General features: G+C 60.9%; 12 protein-coding genes. 3 read left to right on the top strand and 9 right to left on the bottom strand.

The genetic code is table 11. The annotated features are described in order from the left end of the window. Window positions 1-143: 143 nt before the first annotated feature. Window positions 144-2,468, bottom strand: a complete 2,325-nt coding sequence (locus tag PL599_RS07385; RefSeq protein ID WP_269823312.1) for a Tex family protein — start codon at window positions 2,466-2,468, stop codon at window positions 144-146. Window positions 2,469-2,669: 201 nt separating this feature from the next. Here PL599_RS07385 and purD point away from each other — a divergent pair, with 201 nt between their 5' ends. The 3 genes from purD (at window position 2,670) to PL599_RS07370 (ending at window position 6,759) form a co-directional block, all read left to right on the top strand. After that, window positions 2,670-3,941 (top strand): phosphoribosylamine--glycine ligase, encoded by a 1,272-nt coding sequence (gene purD, locus PL599_RS07380; RefSeq protein WP_269823313.1) that lies wholly within the window; start codon window positions 2,670-2,672, stop codon window positions 3,939-3,941. Window positions 3,942-4,098: 157 nt separating this feature from the next. Next, entirely contained in the window at window positions 4,099-4,608 is a 510-nt protein-coding gene (locus PL599_RS07375) for a plant virulence effector HPE1-like domain-containing protein (protein ID WP_269823314.1), read from the top strand. 327 nt (window positions 4,609-4,935) lie between these two features. Beyond that, window positions 4,936-6,759, top strand: coding sequence for a methyl-accepting chemotaxis protein (locus tag PL599_RS07370; protein WP_269823315.1), 1,824 nt, complete (start codon window positions 4,936-4,938; stop codon window positions 6,757-6,759). A 57-nt stretch (window positions 6,760-6,816) separates the two neighbouring features. Here PL599_RS07370 and PL599_RS07365 read toward each other — a convergent pair whose 3' ends face one another. The 8 genes from PL599_RS07365 to PL599_RS07330 all read right to left on the bottom strand — a co-directional run bounded on the left by PL599_RS07365 (window position 6,817) and on the right by PL599_RS07330 (window position 15,895). After that, on the bottom strand, window positions 6,817-7,311 hold the full coding sequence (locus PL599_RS07365; protein WP_269823316.1) for a DUF523 domain-containing protein: 495 nt from the start codon (window positions 7,309-7,311) through the stop codon (window positions 6,817-6,819). Window positions 7,312-7,543: 232 nt separating this feature from the next. Further along, complete coding sequence (gene glyS, locus PL599_RS07360; protein ID WP_269823317.1) at window positions 7,544-9,697, bottom strand: glycine--tRNA ligase subunit beta; 2,154 nt, start codon at window positions 9,695-9,697, stop codon at window positions 7,544-7,546. Between the two features lie 98 nt (window positions 9,698-9,795). Then, window positions 9,796-11,733 carry a DUF2207 domain-containing protein gene (locus PL599_RS07355; protein ID WP_269823318.1) on the bottom strand — a complete coding sequence of 646 codons (1,938 nt, stop codon included), beginning with the start codon at window positions 11,731-11,733 and terminating at the stop codon, window positions 9,796-9,798. Window positions 11,734-11,755: 22 nt separating this feature from the next. Next, entirely contained in the window at window positions 11,756-13,033 is a 1,278-nt protein-coding gene (locus PL599_RS07350; RefSeq protein ID WP_269823319.1) for a 3-phosphoshikimate 1-carboxyvinyltransferase, read from the bottom strand. Between the two features lie 87 nt (window positions 13,034-13,120). After that, on the bottom strand, window positions 13,121-13,672 hold the full coding sequence (locus tag PL599_RS07345; protein WP_020010489.1) for a LemA family protein: 552 nt from the start codon (window positions 13,670-13,672) through the stop codon (window positions 13,121-13,123). A 78-nt stretch (window positions 13,673-13,750) separates the two neighbouring features. Then, the gene (locus tag PL599_RS07340; protein WP_077767818.1) at window positions 13,751-14,683 is read right to left on the bottom strand and encodes a glycine--tRNA ligase subunit alpha; all 933 of its coding nucleotides are present in this window, start codon (window positions 14,681-14,683) and stop codon (window positions 13,751-13,753) included. Between the two features lie 130 nt (window positions 14,684-14,813). Then, window positions 14,814-15,008: an NfeD family protein gene (locus PL599_RS07335; protein ID WP_003503256.1), complete on the bottom strand. Its 195-nt coding sequence runs from the start codon at window positions 15,006-15,008 to the stop codon at window positions 14,814-14,816. A 20-nt stretch (window positions 15,009-15,028) separates the two neighbouring features. After that, window positions 15,029-15,895 carry a S49 family peptidase gene (locus tag PL599_RS07330; RefSeq protein ID WP_162520471.1) on the bottom strand — a complete coding sequence of 289 codons (867 nt, stop codon included), beginning with the start codon at window positions 15,893-15,895 and terminating at the stop codon, window positions 15,029-15,031. Between the last annotated feature and the right edge of the window lie 24 nt (window positions 15,896-15,919).

Genomic DNA, 15,919 nt, shown 5'->3' with positions numbered 1-15,919 from the left:
TTATCAATTTCGCTGACCGTATTCCTTTCAGCACAAGTTGCAAGATAGTCTTATTTCAAAAAAATTGAACGATTTCATCAAGCAAAAAGCCCCACCGGACACACCGGCGGGGCTTTTTGGTCAAAAAACATTTCAACCGGAGGTCAGCGTCGCTTCATGGCTTCGGCAAGGGCAGCGGCGAGAGCGCCACCGGATTGCGACCCTTCGTTGCGCTCTTTCGGTTTTGCTGTGGCATGGCGCATGGCGCCCGCATTGTTCTTTTCACGCATCGGCGGCGGCGCGGCCTCGCCGCCATCCTTCCGCATGGTCAGCCCGATGCGCTTGCGCTTCACATCCACGTCGACGACTCGGACCTTAACGACATCGCCCGCCTTGACGACCTCATGCGGGTCTTTCACGAAACGGTCGGCGAGCTGCGAGACATGCACCAGGCCATCCTGATGCACGCCGATATCCACGAAAGCACCGAAGGCGGCGACATTGGTGACGGTGCCTTCCAGAAGCATGCCGGGCTTCAGGTCGGTGATCTCGTCCACGCCATCGGCAAAGGTCGCAGTCTTGAAGCTCGGGCGCGGGTCGCGGCCGGGTTTTTCCAGTTCGGCGATGATGTCTTTGACGGTCGGCAGGCCGAACTGCTCGTCGATGAAGCGCTTGGGGTCAAGCGCTTTCAGCGCGGCGCTATCCCCCATCAGCGAACGCAGATCACGGCCGCAGGCAGCGACGATCTTCTTGGCCACGCCATAGGCTTCCGGGTGCACCGAAGACGCATCCAGCGGCTCCTTGCCGTTCGGGATGCGCAGGAAGCCGGCGCATTGTTCGAAAGTGCGCTGGCCAAGGCGCGGCACTTTCAGCAAATCCTTACGGCTGGCGAAAGGACCGGTCTGATCGCGATGGGCAACGATGGCATCGGCAATCGAGCTGCCAAGGCCCGATACCCGCGCCAGAAGCGGCGACGAGGCCGTGTTGAGATCGACGCCGACGGCATTCACGGCATCTTCCACGACGGCATCGAGCGAACGGCTGAGGCGGCCCTGATCGACATCGTGCTGGTACTGACCGACGCCGATGGATTTCGGCTCGATCTTCACCAGTTCCGCCAGCGGATCCTGAAGACGCCGGGCGATGGAAACCGCACCGCGCAAGGACACATCGAGATTGGGGAATTCGGCGGCCGCCCGTTCCGAAGCGGAATAGACAGACGCGCCGGCTTCCGAGACGATGACCTTGGTGGGCTTTGCACCGGACGCGGAAGCCGGCAGCTGTGCCAGAAGGTCAGCAACCAGCTTTTCGGTTTCACGGCTGCCCGTGCCGTTGCCGATGGCGATGAGTTCGACATTGTGTTTGCGGATCAGCGAGGCGAGTTCGGCCTGCGTGCCGCGCACGTCGTTCTTGGGCGGGAAGGGATAAACCGTGCTGGTATCCAGCAGCTTGCCGGTGCCATCGACCACGGCCACCTTGACGCCGGTGCGGATGCCGGGATCGAGGCCCATGGTGGCGCGGGAGCCGGCGGGAGCGGCCAACAGCAGATCTTTCAGGTTACGGGCGAAGACATTGATCGCCTCTTCTTCCGCCCTCTCGCGCAATTCGCGCATCAGATCGAGCGACAGCGACATGGAAAGCTTCACGCGCCAGGTCCAGCCCGCCACGTCCATCAGCCATTGATCGGCAGGTCCGGCATTGCGGATATCGAAAGCGGCAGCAATGGTGCGCTGCGACGGCTTCACCGGCGAGGGATCATCCGCATCGACATCGATCGTCAGTGTGAGAATTTCCTCGTTCCAGCCGCGCAGCATGGCGAGCGCCCGGTGGCCCGGCACCGTTGCCCAGCGTTCGGAATGGTCGAAATAATCGGAGAACTTCTCGCCCGCCGCCTGCTTGCCATCCACGACCTTGGCGCGGAAGGTGGCGTTCTGGCGCATGTAATCACGCAGGCGGCCGAGAAGATCGGCGTTTTCCGTCATGGTTTCGGCAACGATATCGCGCGCGCCCTCAAGTGCGGCCTTCACATCGGCCACCTCGCCCTGCACATAGGCTTCCGCCAGCTTCGCCGGATCGGCCGCACGGTTTTCCCAGATGGCTTCGGCGAGTGGACCGAGGCCACGTTCGCGGGCGATTTCGGCACGGGTGCGGCGCTTCGGCTTATAGGGCAGGTAGAGGTCTTCCAGCTCCGCCTTGGTGCCCGCCTGCATGATCTTTACCATCAGCTCATCGGTCATCTTGCCCTGACCGGTGATGGACTCCACGATGGAGCCGCGGCGTGCATTCAATTCGCGCAGATAGACTAGGCGTTCCGCGAGTGTACGCAGTTGGGTGTCATCGAGGCCTCCGGTCACTTCCTTGCGGTAACGGGCGATGAAGGGAACGGTCGCGCCCTCGTCCAGCAAGGCTACCGCCGCCTTCACCTGATCGGGGCGGGCGTTGATTTCGGAGGCGATGAGCGTGGCGAGGCGGGCATTATCTGCGGTCATGAGGTTCTCTGATGTCACATCTGGAGCGGCGAACATAATGTCTGATTGTGGCGTGACAACAAGAGGCGGCAACGATTCCACAGGAAAGGCTGAGTTCAAGGGAAAGACAGGCATTGACGGCGCTTTCTCCTTGACCTTTCGCCCCCCTGCCCTTAACGCCCGTGCCACAAGGTTACTGGCGAATTTGCAGGGGTGTTGACCATGAAAGTTCTGTTGATCGGTTCCGGCGGACGCGAACATGCGCTGGCGTGGAAAATCGCCCAATCTCCCCTGCTCGATGCGCTTTATGCCGCCCCCGGTAATCCCGGCATTGCCGACCACGCAACGCTGGTAACGCTGAACGTGGAAGACCACGCGGCCGTCATCGCCTTTGCGAAAGAAAAGGCAATCGACTTCGTCGTCGTCGGCCCGGAAGCACCGCTGGTGGCGGGTCTTGCGGATGATCTGCGCGCCGCCGGCATCGCCACTTTCGGCCCCTCGAAAGCCGCCGCCCAGCTGGAGGGATCCAAGGGCTTCACCAAGGATCTCTGCGCGCGCTACGATATTCCGACCGGCGCTTACCAGCGTTTCAAGACCGCTGAACCGGCCAAGGACTATGTTCGCCAACAGGGCGCGCCCATCGTCATAAAGGCCGACGGGCTTGCCGCCGGCAAGGGCGTGACCGTGGCCATGACGGAAGCGGAAGCGCTTGCCGCGATTGACGACTGTTTCGACGGCGCTTTCGGCGCGGCTGGCGCCGAGGTTGTGGTGGAAGCTTTCCTCGACGGTGAGGAAGCGAGCTTCTTCTGCCTGTCCGACGGCAAGACCGCGTTGGCGCTCGCCACCGCACAGGATCACAAGCGCGTCGGCGATGGCGATACCGGTCCGAATACCGGCGGCATGGGCGCTTATTCCCCCGCCCCTGTCATGACACCTGATATGGTGGAGCGCACCATGAAGGAGATCATCGAGCCGACGATCTCGGGCATGGCCAAGGATGGCAATCCCTTCTCCGGCGTGTTCTTCGCCGGGTTGATGATTACCGCCAAGGGTCCGGAACTGATCGAATATAACGTCCGTTTCGGCGACCCCGAATGCCAGGTGCTGATGATGCGCCTGAAAAGCGATCTGCTGCCGATCCTCTATGCCACCGCCACCGGCACGCTGGACAAGGTTGAGGCCGAATGGCACGACGATGCGGCGCTGACCGTCGTCCTCGCCTCGAAGGGCTATCCCGGCGCTTACGACAAGAACACGCCGATCACCCATATTCCCGAGGCCAGCGAAGAGGCGAAGGTGTTCCATGCCGGAACCGCGCTGAAGGATGGCGGGCTGGTGGCCACGGGTGGACGCGTACTGAACGTCACCGCCCTTGGAAAGACCGTGACGGAAGCGCAGGCACGCGCTTATGCGTTGGCCGACAAGGTGGAGTGGGAAAACGGCTTCTGCCGCCGCGATATCGGCTGGCAGGCCGTCGCCCGCGAAAAGGCCTGATCCTGAAGGCAAACGGGATTGGACGCGAATATTTCGTTCAATTTTTACCAAGTTTACTGACCCGATGGAAACGAAACATCGGTAATACTTGCCGGAACATTGAATGGCGCACTGTGTCTCGACCACGAGGCCGCGCCGTCATTTCGGGGGTTTTTCGATGCGTCGTCTTTTTCTGACAGCTGTTATCGCGCTGACCGGCGGGTCGGCGATGGCGTCTTCCATCGAATATATAAACGGCGTGCATGTGGCCAATGGCAGCTTCATTCGTCGCGATTGCGCGGGCTGCAAACCCATGAAGGCAAAAGCCGTGGCGCAAGGTTATGCCGTTCCCTCCATTGAGCCGGGCACGCAGCACACGGAAATGCGCGAAGTCGACGGCAAGCGCACCCTGGTGCGCACCGAAGCCTGGCTTGGCGGCGCGCCCGTCACCTTCGTCAGCACCAATCCGGCATGGATGGCGGAAACCTCCAGCACGGCGATTGCGACCTATGACGAGGCCGAGCCCGCGGCACATCCGGTTGAGACGGTTTCGACACCGGCCGGTATCGACGTGACGACGACCACGGCAGCCGTCAAGGAACTTTCCACCGCAAATGCAGCCGAGCCGACCAGCGCCTCGGTAATCGGCGCGCCCCAGTTCCCGGATTTCAAATTGCGCGGCAACTGACCGGCCGATGACGCTTGATTATGACGAATGTCAAGTAATCGCGTCATCGCTGCATTCCCAAAACGACGCCGCAACCATGCGGAGAATGTTGCTTTCTCCGCCGCTTATTCTGCGCACGAAGCCTCATAAAGCCTTCGCTAATTAAATATTTATTCAAATTTTTAGCCGCTAAGTGATTTTATAGTGCGATGCAGCACAGGATGAGGCCACGGCGCGGATACGCGCTTTCGGCCCTTTTTATCGCGCATCATGCGCCTCTCCCCTCTCCGAAACATCGGTACCGCGCGGCATTTTCAGGCGCGCGATTCCAAACGCTTGTGAGCGCCCATGAAGAACCTTTCCATTTCCCGTCAACTGATCGTTCTCGTGTTGGCCCTGATGGCCGCCTTCGCCGTGGCGACGTTTTACCAGCTGAAATCCGCCACCGATGCTATCTATGAGGAACGCTACGGCATGCTGCGGACGCAGGTGCAATCGGCCATTTCCATCCTGCAATCCTTCCACGACAAGGAAACGGCCGGAACACTTTCGCGCGACGAAGCCATGAAACAGGCTTACGCCACCGTCAGCGCCATGCGCTTCACGCCGGACGGCTATCTGTTCGGTTACGACTATGACGTGACGATGAAGTTCCACCCCGATGCCAAGCGCGTCGGCGAAAACTTCAAGGGCAAGCCTGACAGCAAGGGTTTCGCCTATCGTGACGAACTGGTGCGGCTTGGCCGCAATGGCGGCGGCCAGACGGATTTTTACGGTCCGAAGCCCGGCATGGAAGGCAATGACTACGCCAAGAGCGCCTATGCGCTTGCCTTCGACCCCTGGCAGGTGGTGGTCGTGACAGGCGTTTACATCGACGACCTGAACGCACAAGTGCGCGGCGATGTGATGAAGGCGCTGTCCATGGGCGTCGCCATATTCGTGCTGGCGCTTGCCGCCGCCTTCTATGTCATCCGTGGCATTTCGAAGCCGCTTGGCGATATTCACCGGGCGCTCGGGGAAGTGGCCAATGAGAACGTTTCGCTCGCCATTCCCCATACCGGCCTGACAAACGAAGTGGGCATGATGGCCAAGGCCACCGCCTCGCTTCAGGACAAGGTGCGCGAGCGCCATGCCATGCAGCGCCGTGAGGAAGAACAGCAGCGGCAGCTCAATGCCGAGCGCCAAAACAATCTCGACATGCAGCGCGACGAGGCGGAACTGCAGGCGCGCGTCGTCACCACCATTGGCGAGGCGCTGGAGAAGCTCGCCGGCGGCGATCTGACCGTACGTTGCGGCGATCTCGGCAACCGTTACGCGGCGTTGCGCGACAATTTCAACGAGGCCCTGATCCATCTCGATGCCGCCATGGCCAAAGTGAACTCCAAGAGCATCGACATCGGCGGCTCCAAGGAGGAAATCCGCAAGGCCTCTAACGAGCTTTCGCAGCGCACCGAACGGCAGGCAGCAAATCTGGAAGAAACCTCGGCCGCTCTTGATGAATTGACGGTTGCGGTGCGCCAGACGGCGGAAGGGGCGGCCGACGCCGCCAAGCGCGTCACCACCGTCAGCTCCGAAGCCATCCGCAGCGACCGGGTGGTGGAAGAAGCGATCACGGCGATGAGCGGTATCGAACAGTCATCCGATCAGATCTCAAACATCATCGGCGTGATCGACGACATCGCTTTCCAGACCAATCTTCTGGCGCTGAATGCCGGTGTGGAAGCGGCACGCGCCGGTGAGGCCGGCAAGGGCTTTGCCGTGGTGGCGCAGGAAGTGCGCGAACTGGCGCAGAAATCCGCCGCCGCCGCCAAGGAGATCAAGGACCAGATCGCCCGCTCTTCCGCCCAGGTGGAAAACGGCGTGCGCCTTGTCGGCGAGGCTGGCGATGCGCTGAAACGCATTTCGGACCAGATCAAATCCGCCAACGAGATCGTCAGCAAGATCGCCCATTCGGCCGCCGAACAGGATACGACGCTGCGCTCGATCTCCTCGTCGCTCAACCAGCTCGATGTCGCCACCCAGCACAATGCGGCGATGGCGGAAGAGACCACCGCTTCGGCGGAAGCGCTGGCCGTCGATACCGAAGAGCTGCTGAACCTCATCCGCGGCTTCCGCGTCTCCTCCAGCCACCAGTTGCATGGGATGGCAGAGCGGATGCGCATGGCGGGGTGATTGGCCCGAGAGCTATCGATAAAAACGGCGCCGGGGGGAACTCCGGCGCTCTTTATTTCAATGGGTCAGCGCATCCAGCCGGTCGATATCGGCCGGGGAAAAGACCGCAATACCGGCTTTTTCGAGCAGCGCCGCCGTCACGCCATTGCCCGCGTGTTTGACGCCCGAAAACGAACCGTCGTAGATCGCAACCGATCCGCAGGACGGACTGCCGTCGATCAGCAGCGCGTAAGTACAGCCATTGGCCCTGGCGAAGGCCAGCGCCCTTTCCGCACCGGCGATAAATTGCGCCGTGACATCGCCGCCGGTCACTTCCAGCACGCGGGCGCGACCCTCCAGCACATCGAGGCCGGAGGCACCGTTCTCGATTTCCGCCGGCGGGCGCGGCACGGGCATGCCACCCGCCATTTCCGGACAGATGGTCACCAGCCTGCCCTCCTTCCGCCAGCGCTCGATTGCCGGGTGGGATAGAGGTTTGCCCTTGCCGTCGTAGCGGACGGGTTGGCCGAGGAGGCAGGCGCTGATGAGGATTTTGGGATGTGTGTGGGTCAATGGGAACTCATCCTGCGGCAGTCGAGACCGTAGCTTACCCCCCTCTGCCCTGCCGGGCATCTCCCCCTCAAGGGGGGAGATCGGCGAGAGGCATGCTCCCCGCTCTTCCCGAAACGTTCAATGTGGCTAAGAGGTCGCGACTGGTCGATCTCCCCCCTTGAGGGGGAGATGTCCGGCAGGACAGAGGGGGGTGAAACCCAGCATTCTGCAATGCCCGTTTACCCCCATGTTCTCACCCGGCAATCTTCGAGAAATCCGCAACCGTCCCAGTCGCTTCGCGGATAGCCTTCAGCAGCGCCAGACGGTTAGCGCGGATGGCCGCATCTTCATCGTTGACGAGCACATCCTCGAAAAACTTGTCGACGGGCGCGCGAAGCGTCGAAAGCGCCTGCATGGCCGAGCGAAAATCCTCGCCTTCGACGGCCTTTGCGGCATCCGCAGAAGCGGTCTTGATCGCCGCGTAAAGCGCTTTTTCAGCATCGAGCTTCAAGAGTTCTTCCGAGACGCCATCGGCCACCACGGTGCCCTTCTTTTCCTCGGCGGCCAGAAGCTGGGTGGCGCGCTTTGCACCGGCCAGTAGGTTCCGGCCATCCTCACCGGTGATAAAGGCGGTCAGCGCCTCGACACGGCGGGCGATCATCAGGAGATCGTCGGATTCGGGTGTGAGGACGGCGTCGATCAGATCGTAACGGGCGCCGAGATCGCGGAGATAGACTTTCAGGCGGTCGTGGAAGAAGGAGAGGAGATCCGGGTCCTTCGCCACGCTCAAGAGCGGTAGGCGCACATTCTTCTCAAGCAGAATACGAACCACGCCCAGCGCCGCACGACGCAGGGCAAAGGGATCCTTGGAGCCGGTCGGTTTTTCATCGATGGCCCAGAAACCGACGAGCGTATCGAGCTTGTCAGCCAGAGCCACCGTGATCGCCACCTTGTCGGCCGGCAAGCGGTCAGAGGGACCCTGCGGCTTGTAATGGTCTTCAATCGCAGCCGCGACGCTTTCATTCTCGCCCTGCAAGGCCGCATATTTGCGGCCCATCAGACCCTGAAGCTCGGGGAATTCGCCCACTGCTTCCGTGCGCAGGTCGGCTTTCGCCAGCACCACGGCGCGGTCCACAAGATCAGCATCGGCACCGACGACTGGAGCCAGCGCCTTGGCAAGTTCGCGAATGCGAGCCACACGCTCGCCCTGCGTGCCGAGTTTAGCGTGGAAAGTGACGTTGAGCGCATCGAGCTTTGCCATGCGCTGGTCGAGCGGCTTCTTCAGATCGAGGTCGAATTTCGCAGCCGAATCCTTGAGCGTTTCCAGATCGGGCAGATCGCCCTGGTCACGGTTCCAGAAATGGCGGGCATCCGACAGGCGGGCGCGAACGACCTTGCCATTGCCATGGATGATTTCCTTGCCGCCGTCACTTGCCTCGATGTTCGAGATCAGAATGAAGCGGTTGGAAAGCCCCTCTTCCGCACCCTGATTGCGGGTGACGAAACACTTCTGGTTGGTCTTGATGGTGAGGCGAATGATTTCCGCCGGGATTTGCAGGTAATCCTCTTCGAAGGTGCCCATCAGCACCTGCGGCCATTCGACGAGGCCGGAGACTTCTTCGAGCAGGCCCTCGTCTTCCACCAGCTCAAGACCGTTGGCGAACGCCAGATCCTTGGCGTCGTGCAGGATGATGTCCTTGCGGCGCTCGGCATCCAGCACGACCTTCGCCTTTTCGAGGCTCGAGACATAGTCCTCGAAACGGCGCACGGTGATGGGACCCGGTGCGTGGAACCGATGGCCATAGGTGACGTTGCCGGCGACGATGCCGTCGATGACGAAGGGAATGACCTGCGTTTCGTCATGTTCGGGGCCGAACAGGCAGACGATGGATTGCAGCGGACGCACCCAGCGCAGGCTTTCCGAGCCCTTGCCTTCGATGCCGCCGTAGCTGGAACCCTTGGGCATCGAGGCCGGGCCGGAGCGCATGGATTTCGGCCAGGGGAAGGAGCGGATGATACCGGGCATAACCTCGGCGATGATCTCTTCCGCCGGGCGGCCGGGCTTGTTGATAATGGCGACATAGAAATCGCCCTTCTTCGGATCGGAAACCACCTGGGCTTCCGAGATATCATTTAGGCCAGCGCCGCGCAGAAAGCCTTCGATGGCTTTTTCATTGGCGTCGGTACGCGGACCCTTCTTTTCTTCACGCACATCGGCAGAACGGGCATTGAGGCCGCGAATATCCAGCGTCAGGCGGCGCGGCGTCCAATATTCGCGCGCACCCTCATAGGTAAGCCCTCTCTCCACAAGCGCATCGGTGACGAGTTTCTTCAGATCGCCCGCCGCCTTGCGCTGCATGCGGGCGGGGATTTCCTCGGAGCGAAGTTCAAGCAGAAGATCGGGCATGGGATAAGGACTTTAATCTGTTGCAAAAGAGTGTCGCGGACTTAGCAAGACCAGCGGCAAAAGTCACCAGCTATCGGTTAAATTAGCGCCAGCGGACGTTACCAGCCGCCGCCGCCACCGCCACCGCCGCCGGAGCCAGAAAAACCGCCGCCGCCACCGCCCGAAAAGCTGGAGCCGGAAGAGCTGACGGGCTGGGGAATGGTGGAGGCGATGGTATTGGCCATGGAGGTCGAAAAGCCGCCGATCCTGTCGCCAAAACTGCCGTAATTGCTGCCCGCATACCAGCCGGGCGCATAACTTGCAGCCGCGGCCCCGGCAGCGGCGGTCGCAAGCCAGGCCTCGAAGGTGCGGCTCCACGGTTTTTCGACGCCGAGCGCCACCGCATAGGGCAGCAATGTCTCGAAATGCTGCGGCGACATGGCGGGCGCGCCGGCCATGTTCATCCGGTCTTTTTCCGCCAGCGTCAGATAGGTTCTGAGACCTTCGATACCGTCCATCAGCTTGCGGCCGAGCGGCGTCGGCGCGCCCATCAGGAACAGGAACAGCGCATTGGTGAGCACGATGCCGCCGATGGCGGCCAGCGCCAGCGACTTGGTGTCATGGGTGACATCCAGCAGGATTTGCGTGGCGATGCCGCCAATGGCTGAAAAGGCCACGAAACCGGCAAAGGCCAGCATGACGATGCCACCGATCCGCTTGCGCAGCGGGGCGCCGCGCGAGAACTGCCGGCCGATGCCGATCGACAGGATGCTGAAGAAGAAGGCGAAAAAGCCGAAGACCAGCACGGCGGCAATGGCGCTTTCATCCAGATCGCCAAAGATCAACGTCGCGACGATGAGGGCGATGCTGAGGAAGATGCCGAAGACGGTGTAACCGGCATTGCTGCGGTAATATTTGCCGCGATGTTCTTTCTCTATCGCCGCGCGGAACTGTTTTCCGACCTTTTCCACCTCCGCCCCATGGGCCTTGTCGATGGTCAGCGCCTTCCCCGAACCGCCGATGGAGGCAAGCAGCGTCTTCTGCCCGCTCGGCAGATCGGCAGCGGTTGCCTTTTCCGTGCGGCGAATGACGATGGCGTTCTTCAAATCCTCCAGAACGACATAACCCTTGACCGCAAGATCAAGGGCCGAGGCAGAGAGCGCCGTCCAGCCGGCACCTGAGAAACCCCTGTTATCGACGTAATTGACCAGAGCCGGCGAAAGCCCCTCCGGCGCATCCCAGCGCGGCACGACTACGCCCTTGGCCGGATCACGGCCGACCGCGAACCATGCTCGCAGATAATAGAGCAGCACTGCGAAAAGCCCGCCGCCCGAAAGCAGGATGGCAAGATTGTCACGTAGCCACCAACCTGCCTCCTGGGAGGAGTCGGGGGCGGCAATGGCGCCCTTCGGCAACTTCACGGCAACTGTCATGCCCTCGCCCACTGAAAACGGGCGGGTGGAGGCGAAAAACACCTCGTTGCCTTCGCTCAAAATGCGAGCATCCTTGCCTTTGGCACCGAGTGGACCGGTGAAAACGGCAGTGTCGGTGGCCTTCACACCCTGCGGCAGCGTGATGGTGGCGGAAATTTCGCCCATCGGGAATTGCCAGCCATTGCCGGTAACATTCCAGGTGAGTTCGTCATAGTCGCTGAAATAACGAATCTGCCGGGCGGTGGTGTAGGTGATCTGGAAGATATGTTCGCCGGTCGGCAGAAAACGCTCGGCGCTGCCGGTATAGATGCGGATGCCGCCATCGATATTCTCGGTGCGCCAGTTCTCCGGGGAACCATCGCGCTCCACCGAAACGACGTTGAAATCCACCTTGGTCCGGCGGTTATTGGCATCCATCGCGTAAAGCGGGAAATCGCGGAAGATGCCGCGCTTGATGTTTCGTCCTTCGGCACGGGCGGTGATGGTTTCCGTCACCGTCAGTTCGCCACTCTTCGCAACCTCGACGACGGAATGATAGGAGCGGATAAATTCTTCCGCAAAGGCCGGGCAGGCCACGCCCAGGAAGACGAGCAGCGCGAGAAGTCTTGCGGCGGTGGTCTTCACAGGCGATCCCTCCTTGATGGCTTCAGTGCTGCGGCTCGGCAGCGCTTTCCTTTTCGGTGTACTCGACGCCGAGCGAAGCGAGCGCTTTCCAGTAACCGGGATAGGTCTTGCCGACGCAGGCCGGATTCTGGATGGCAATGCCGCCGATCTTCAGCGCCGCCAGCGCAAAGCTCATGGCGATGCGGTGATCGGCGAAGGTATCGATGGAGGCATCGACCGTCTGCCCGGCGAGCGCCGGATCGGAATGCACGATCAGGTCGTCGCCTTCCTCATGCGCCAGACCTTCACGGATTTCGTTGAGGCCGAGCGATACGGCGCGGATACGGTCACATTCCTTGACGCGCAGATTGGCGATGCCGACGAAACGCACCGGTGTCTCATTGAAGGCGGCGAGAACGGCAATGGTCGGAATGGCATCCTGCATCTGCGAACCGTCGATTTCGGCGGGCAGATGCGGAAACTGCGCCATGACCTCATAGGCCTTGGCATCCGGCTGGGTGAATTTATCGGCGGGCGTGCCGATATCGATTGCGCCGCCGGTCAGAAGTTCCGCACCCCAGAGATAGGTGGCGGCGGAGGCATCCGGCTCAATGTGGAAATCGGTCGCCGTGTAACCGGTCGGATGCACGCGCCAGATGGCGTTGCTCACCCGCTCCACCTTCGCGCCGAAGGCTTCCATGGCCGATGTGGTGAGATCAATATAGCCCTTCGCGCCGATTTCCTCGCCCTTGAGGATGATATCGACAGGCTTGTCGCCGCAGGCGGCCGCCATCAGAAGCGCCGACACATATTGGCTGGAAAGATTGGCGTCGATGGTGACGCTGCCCTTCGGGAACCCAGTACCCTTGCCGCAGACGGTGACGGGCGGGCAACCGGTCGGCGCTTCCGCTTCGACACCGAGGGAGCGCAGGGCCTCCACCAGCGGCATGATCGGGCGTTTGCGCATGTGCTCATCGCCATCGATGATGACGGCGCCGTCCACAAGTGCGGCAGCGGCGGTTAGGAAGCGCGTTGCGGTGCCGGCATTTCCAAGGAAAAGCGGCTTTTCCGGCTGCTGAAGTACACCCGTGCCTTCCACCACGAAGGTAGTGGCGTCAGGTTCGGTTACCTTGACACCCATCTCGCGCAGGGCTTCGGCCATATAAAGCGTATCGTCGCTTTTCAGCGCGCCGGTCAGGTGGCTTTTGCCCTTGGCAAGACCAGCCAGGAGAAGCGCGCGGTTGGTGATGGATTTGGAGCCGGGCGGCTCGACCTTACCGGAAAGCGGATGGCCGGGCGGGGCGATGGTCAGTTCGATCATGATTGTCGTCTTGTCAAAGAATGCGGCGAAGAGCCGGATTATCGGAATTTGAACGGGTGGTTTTAAGCCGCCGGAAGAACAGTGAGCTTAGAATTTCACCGTCGGCACGGCGCGGTCGGCCGGGTTTTCGATCTCGAAATAGGGCGCCTTGGCAAAACCGAACTGGCCCGCCACCAGATTGGACGGGAAGCTTTCCACCTTGACGTTCAGATCGCGCGCGGCGCCATTATAATAACGGCGCGACATCTGGAGTTCGCCCTCGATGGTTTCCAGCGACCGCTGCAATTCCAGAAAGTTCGTATTGGCCTTCAGATCGGGATAGGCTTCGGCGAGCGCAAAGAGTTTGCCGAGCGCCTGCGACAGCAGGCCTTCCGCCTGGGCGCGGCCTTCGACATCACCCGCCGGCACGGCCTGCGCCCGGTTGCGCATGGCAATCACCTCCTCGAAGGTGCTTTTCTCATGCGCCGCGTAGCCCTTCACGGTCTCGATGAGATTGGGAATGAGATCGGCGCGGCGCTTCAACTGCACGTCAATGCCCGACCACGCCTCTTCCTTCATCTGCCGCGCCTTGACGAGGCCGTTATAGATGAAGACGACATAGAGCGCGATTGCCGCGATGATTGCCAGCGTGATGAACATTCCCGACCCCTCCTCAAGAGGCGCGGACACCATGGTGGCGTCCGCACGTTAGACTGTTGCCCCGCCTTACATAGACGTTCAGGCGGCCCTGTTCCAGTTCACCCCGCCCGCATCCGTCAGCAGGAAGGCTTCGCCGCAGGCTTTCGCCAGCGTGCGCACGCGCAGGATATAGCTCTGGCGTTCCGTGACCGAAATTACGCCGCGCGCATCCAGAAGGTTGAAAACATGGCTGGCCTTGATGCACTGGTCATAGGCCGGGAACACGCATTTGTGCAGGCGCTGATTATCGTTATCACCCGGCGCACCGGCGGCGAGAAGCGCCTGGCATTCCTTTTCGGCGTCGATGAAATGGCGATGCAGCATGGCGGTATCGGCAAATTCGAAGTTGTGGCGGGAATATTCCTGCTCGGCTTGCAGGAAGACGTCGCCATAGGAAATCTTCTCTTCGCCCTCGCGACCGTTGAAGTTCAGGTCATAGACATTGTCGACGCCCTGAACATACATGGCCAGACGCTCCAGACCATAGGTCAGTTCACCGGCGACAGGCGAGCATTCGATGCCGCAGACCTGCTGGAAGTAGGTGAATTGCGAGACTTCCATGCCGTCACACCAGCATTCCCAGCCGAGACCCCAGGCGCCGAGCGTCGGGCTTTCCCAGTCGTCTTCGACGAAGCGCACGTCATGCAACAGCGGATCGAGACCGATGGCCTTCAGCGAACCGAGATAGAGTTCCTGAAGGTTGGACGGGTTGGGCTTCAGAATGACCTGATACTGGTAATAATGCTGCAAACGGTTGGGGTTTTCACCATAACGACCATCGGAAGGCCGGCGCGACGGCTGCACATAAGCGGCCTTCCACGGCTTCGGGCCCAGCGCGCGCAGCGTCGTTGCCGGATGAAACGTACCAGCGCCCACTTCCATATCGTAAGGCTGCAACACCGCGCAGCCCTTGTCGGCCCAGTAATTGTGCAGCGTCAGGATCAGTGCCTGAAAGGAACGCTTGGGGTTCATATGGTCGGGAATATCGGTCATTTCAGTCATCGCGGCGTTAGGAGGATAAGTAAGCAGTGACTTACTTCGGATGCGGACTGGTGCCACGGCATGGCTTGGGGGTCAAGGATTTATGCGTGGAGACACCGGCTTACGTCTCATCCTCACGCTTCACGCGGTATTCACCGGTTTCGGGGTCCTTGATCAGCGTGCCGATGGCGCCGGTTTCGCGTTCCTTTTCGCGCTGCTTGGATTTCGCCGACAGCTTTTCCGCATCGCGAACGAAGCGGCGGTAAAGGATGACGGATCCGACCACCAGAAGAATAATTGTAATGAGCTGCGCCATAAGGCCCTATTCCCGCGACATCATAGACCGAAACGCGACCACAATGCCTTTTCTTCGGCAACCTCCGCAAGACCCGAGACGGCGCCTGCCGCGAGCCTTTCGGCATTGAGGCCGAGTGCCGCATTCACGCCAGGCACTTTTTTGCCGAACAGCGAACGCCCGCCGCTGACGAGTTGAAGCTTGACCTTTGTCCCGTAACGGCGGCGCAGAACTTCCCGCATGTCGCCAAGCCCGTCGATCAGGCCGAGGTCCAGGCCGCGCATGCCGGTCCAGAACAGGCCGGAGAAGATCGTCTCATCGCCCTTCAGCTTCGAGCCGCGGCGCATCTTGACCATATCGATGAAGACATTGTGGATCTCGACCTGCAACGACTTCAGGTAGTCGATATCGCCTTCCTTTTCCGGCTGAAAGGGATCGAGGATGACCTTGTTCTCGCCCGCCGTATAGACACGGCGCTCCACGCCGATCTTCTTCAGCATTTCCGGAAAACCGAAACCGCCGGAAACGACGCCGATAGAACCGACGATGGAAGTGGGATCGGCGATGATCTCATCGCCGGCAAGCGCGATCATGTAACCGCCGGAGGCTGCAACATCCTCCACGAAGATCAGGACTTTCTTTTCCTTTTCCTCGGCGAGCTGGCGGATGCGGTTATAGATCATCCGCGCCTGCACCGGCGAACCGCCGGGCGAATTGAGCGAAATGGCGATAGCCGGCGCATCCTTGACGGCGAAGGCCTTTTCCAGAAGCGGCGCATAGGAAGCGAGATTGAGGGCGGGGCGGAACTGGTTGCCGCCGGCCATGATTGCGCCCTGCATGCGCACAACCGGGATGACGAGCTCTTTTTTACGAAAGCGTTTCGGCACCAGATACTTCAGAAAACCCACTACTCAATCCTCGCAGCATTTATC

This window comes from Agrobacterium sp. ST15.16.055 (assembly GCF_027956555.1).
Lineage (GTDB): Bacteria > Pseudomonadota > Alphaproteobacteria > Rhizobiales > Rhizobiaceae > Agrobacterium > Agrobacterium salinitolerans.
Note: the sequence above shows the minus strand (reverse complement) of the source record. Positions and strands in the feature narration are given on the sequence as shown.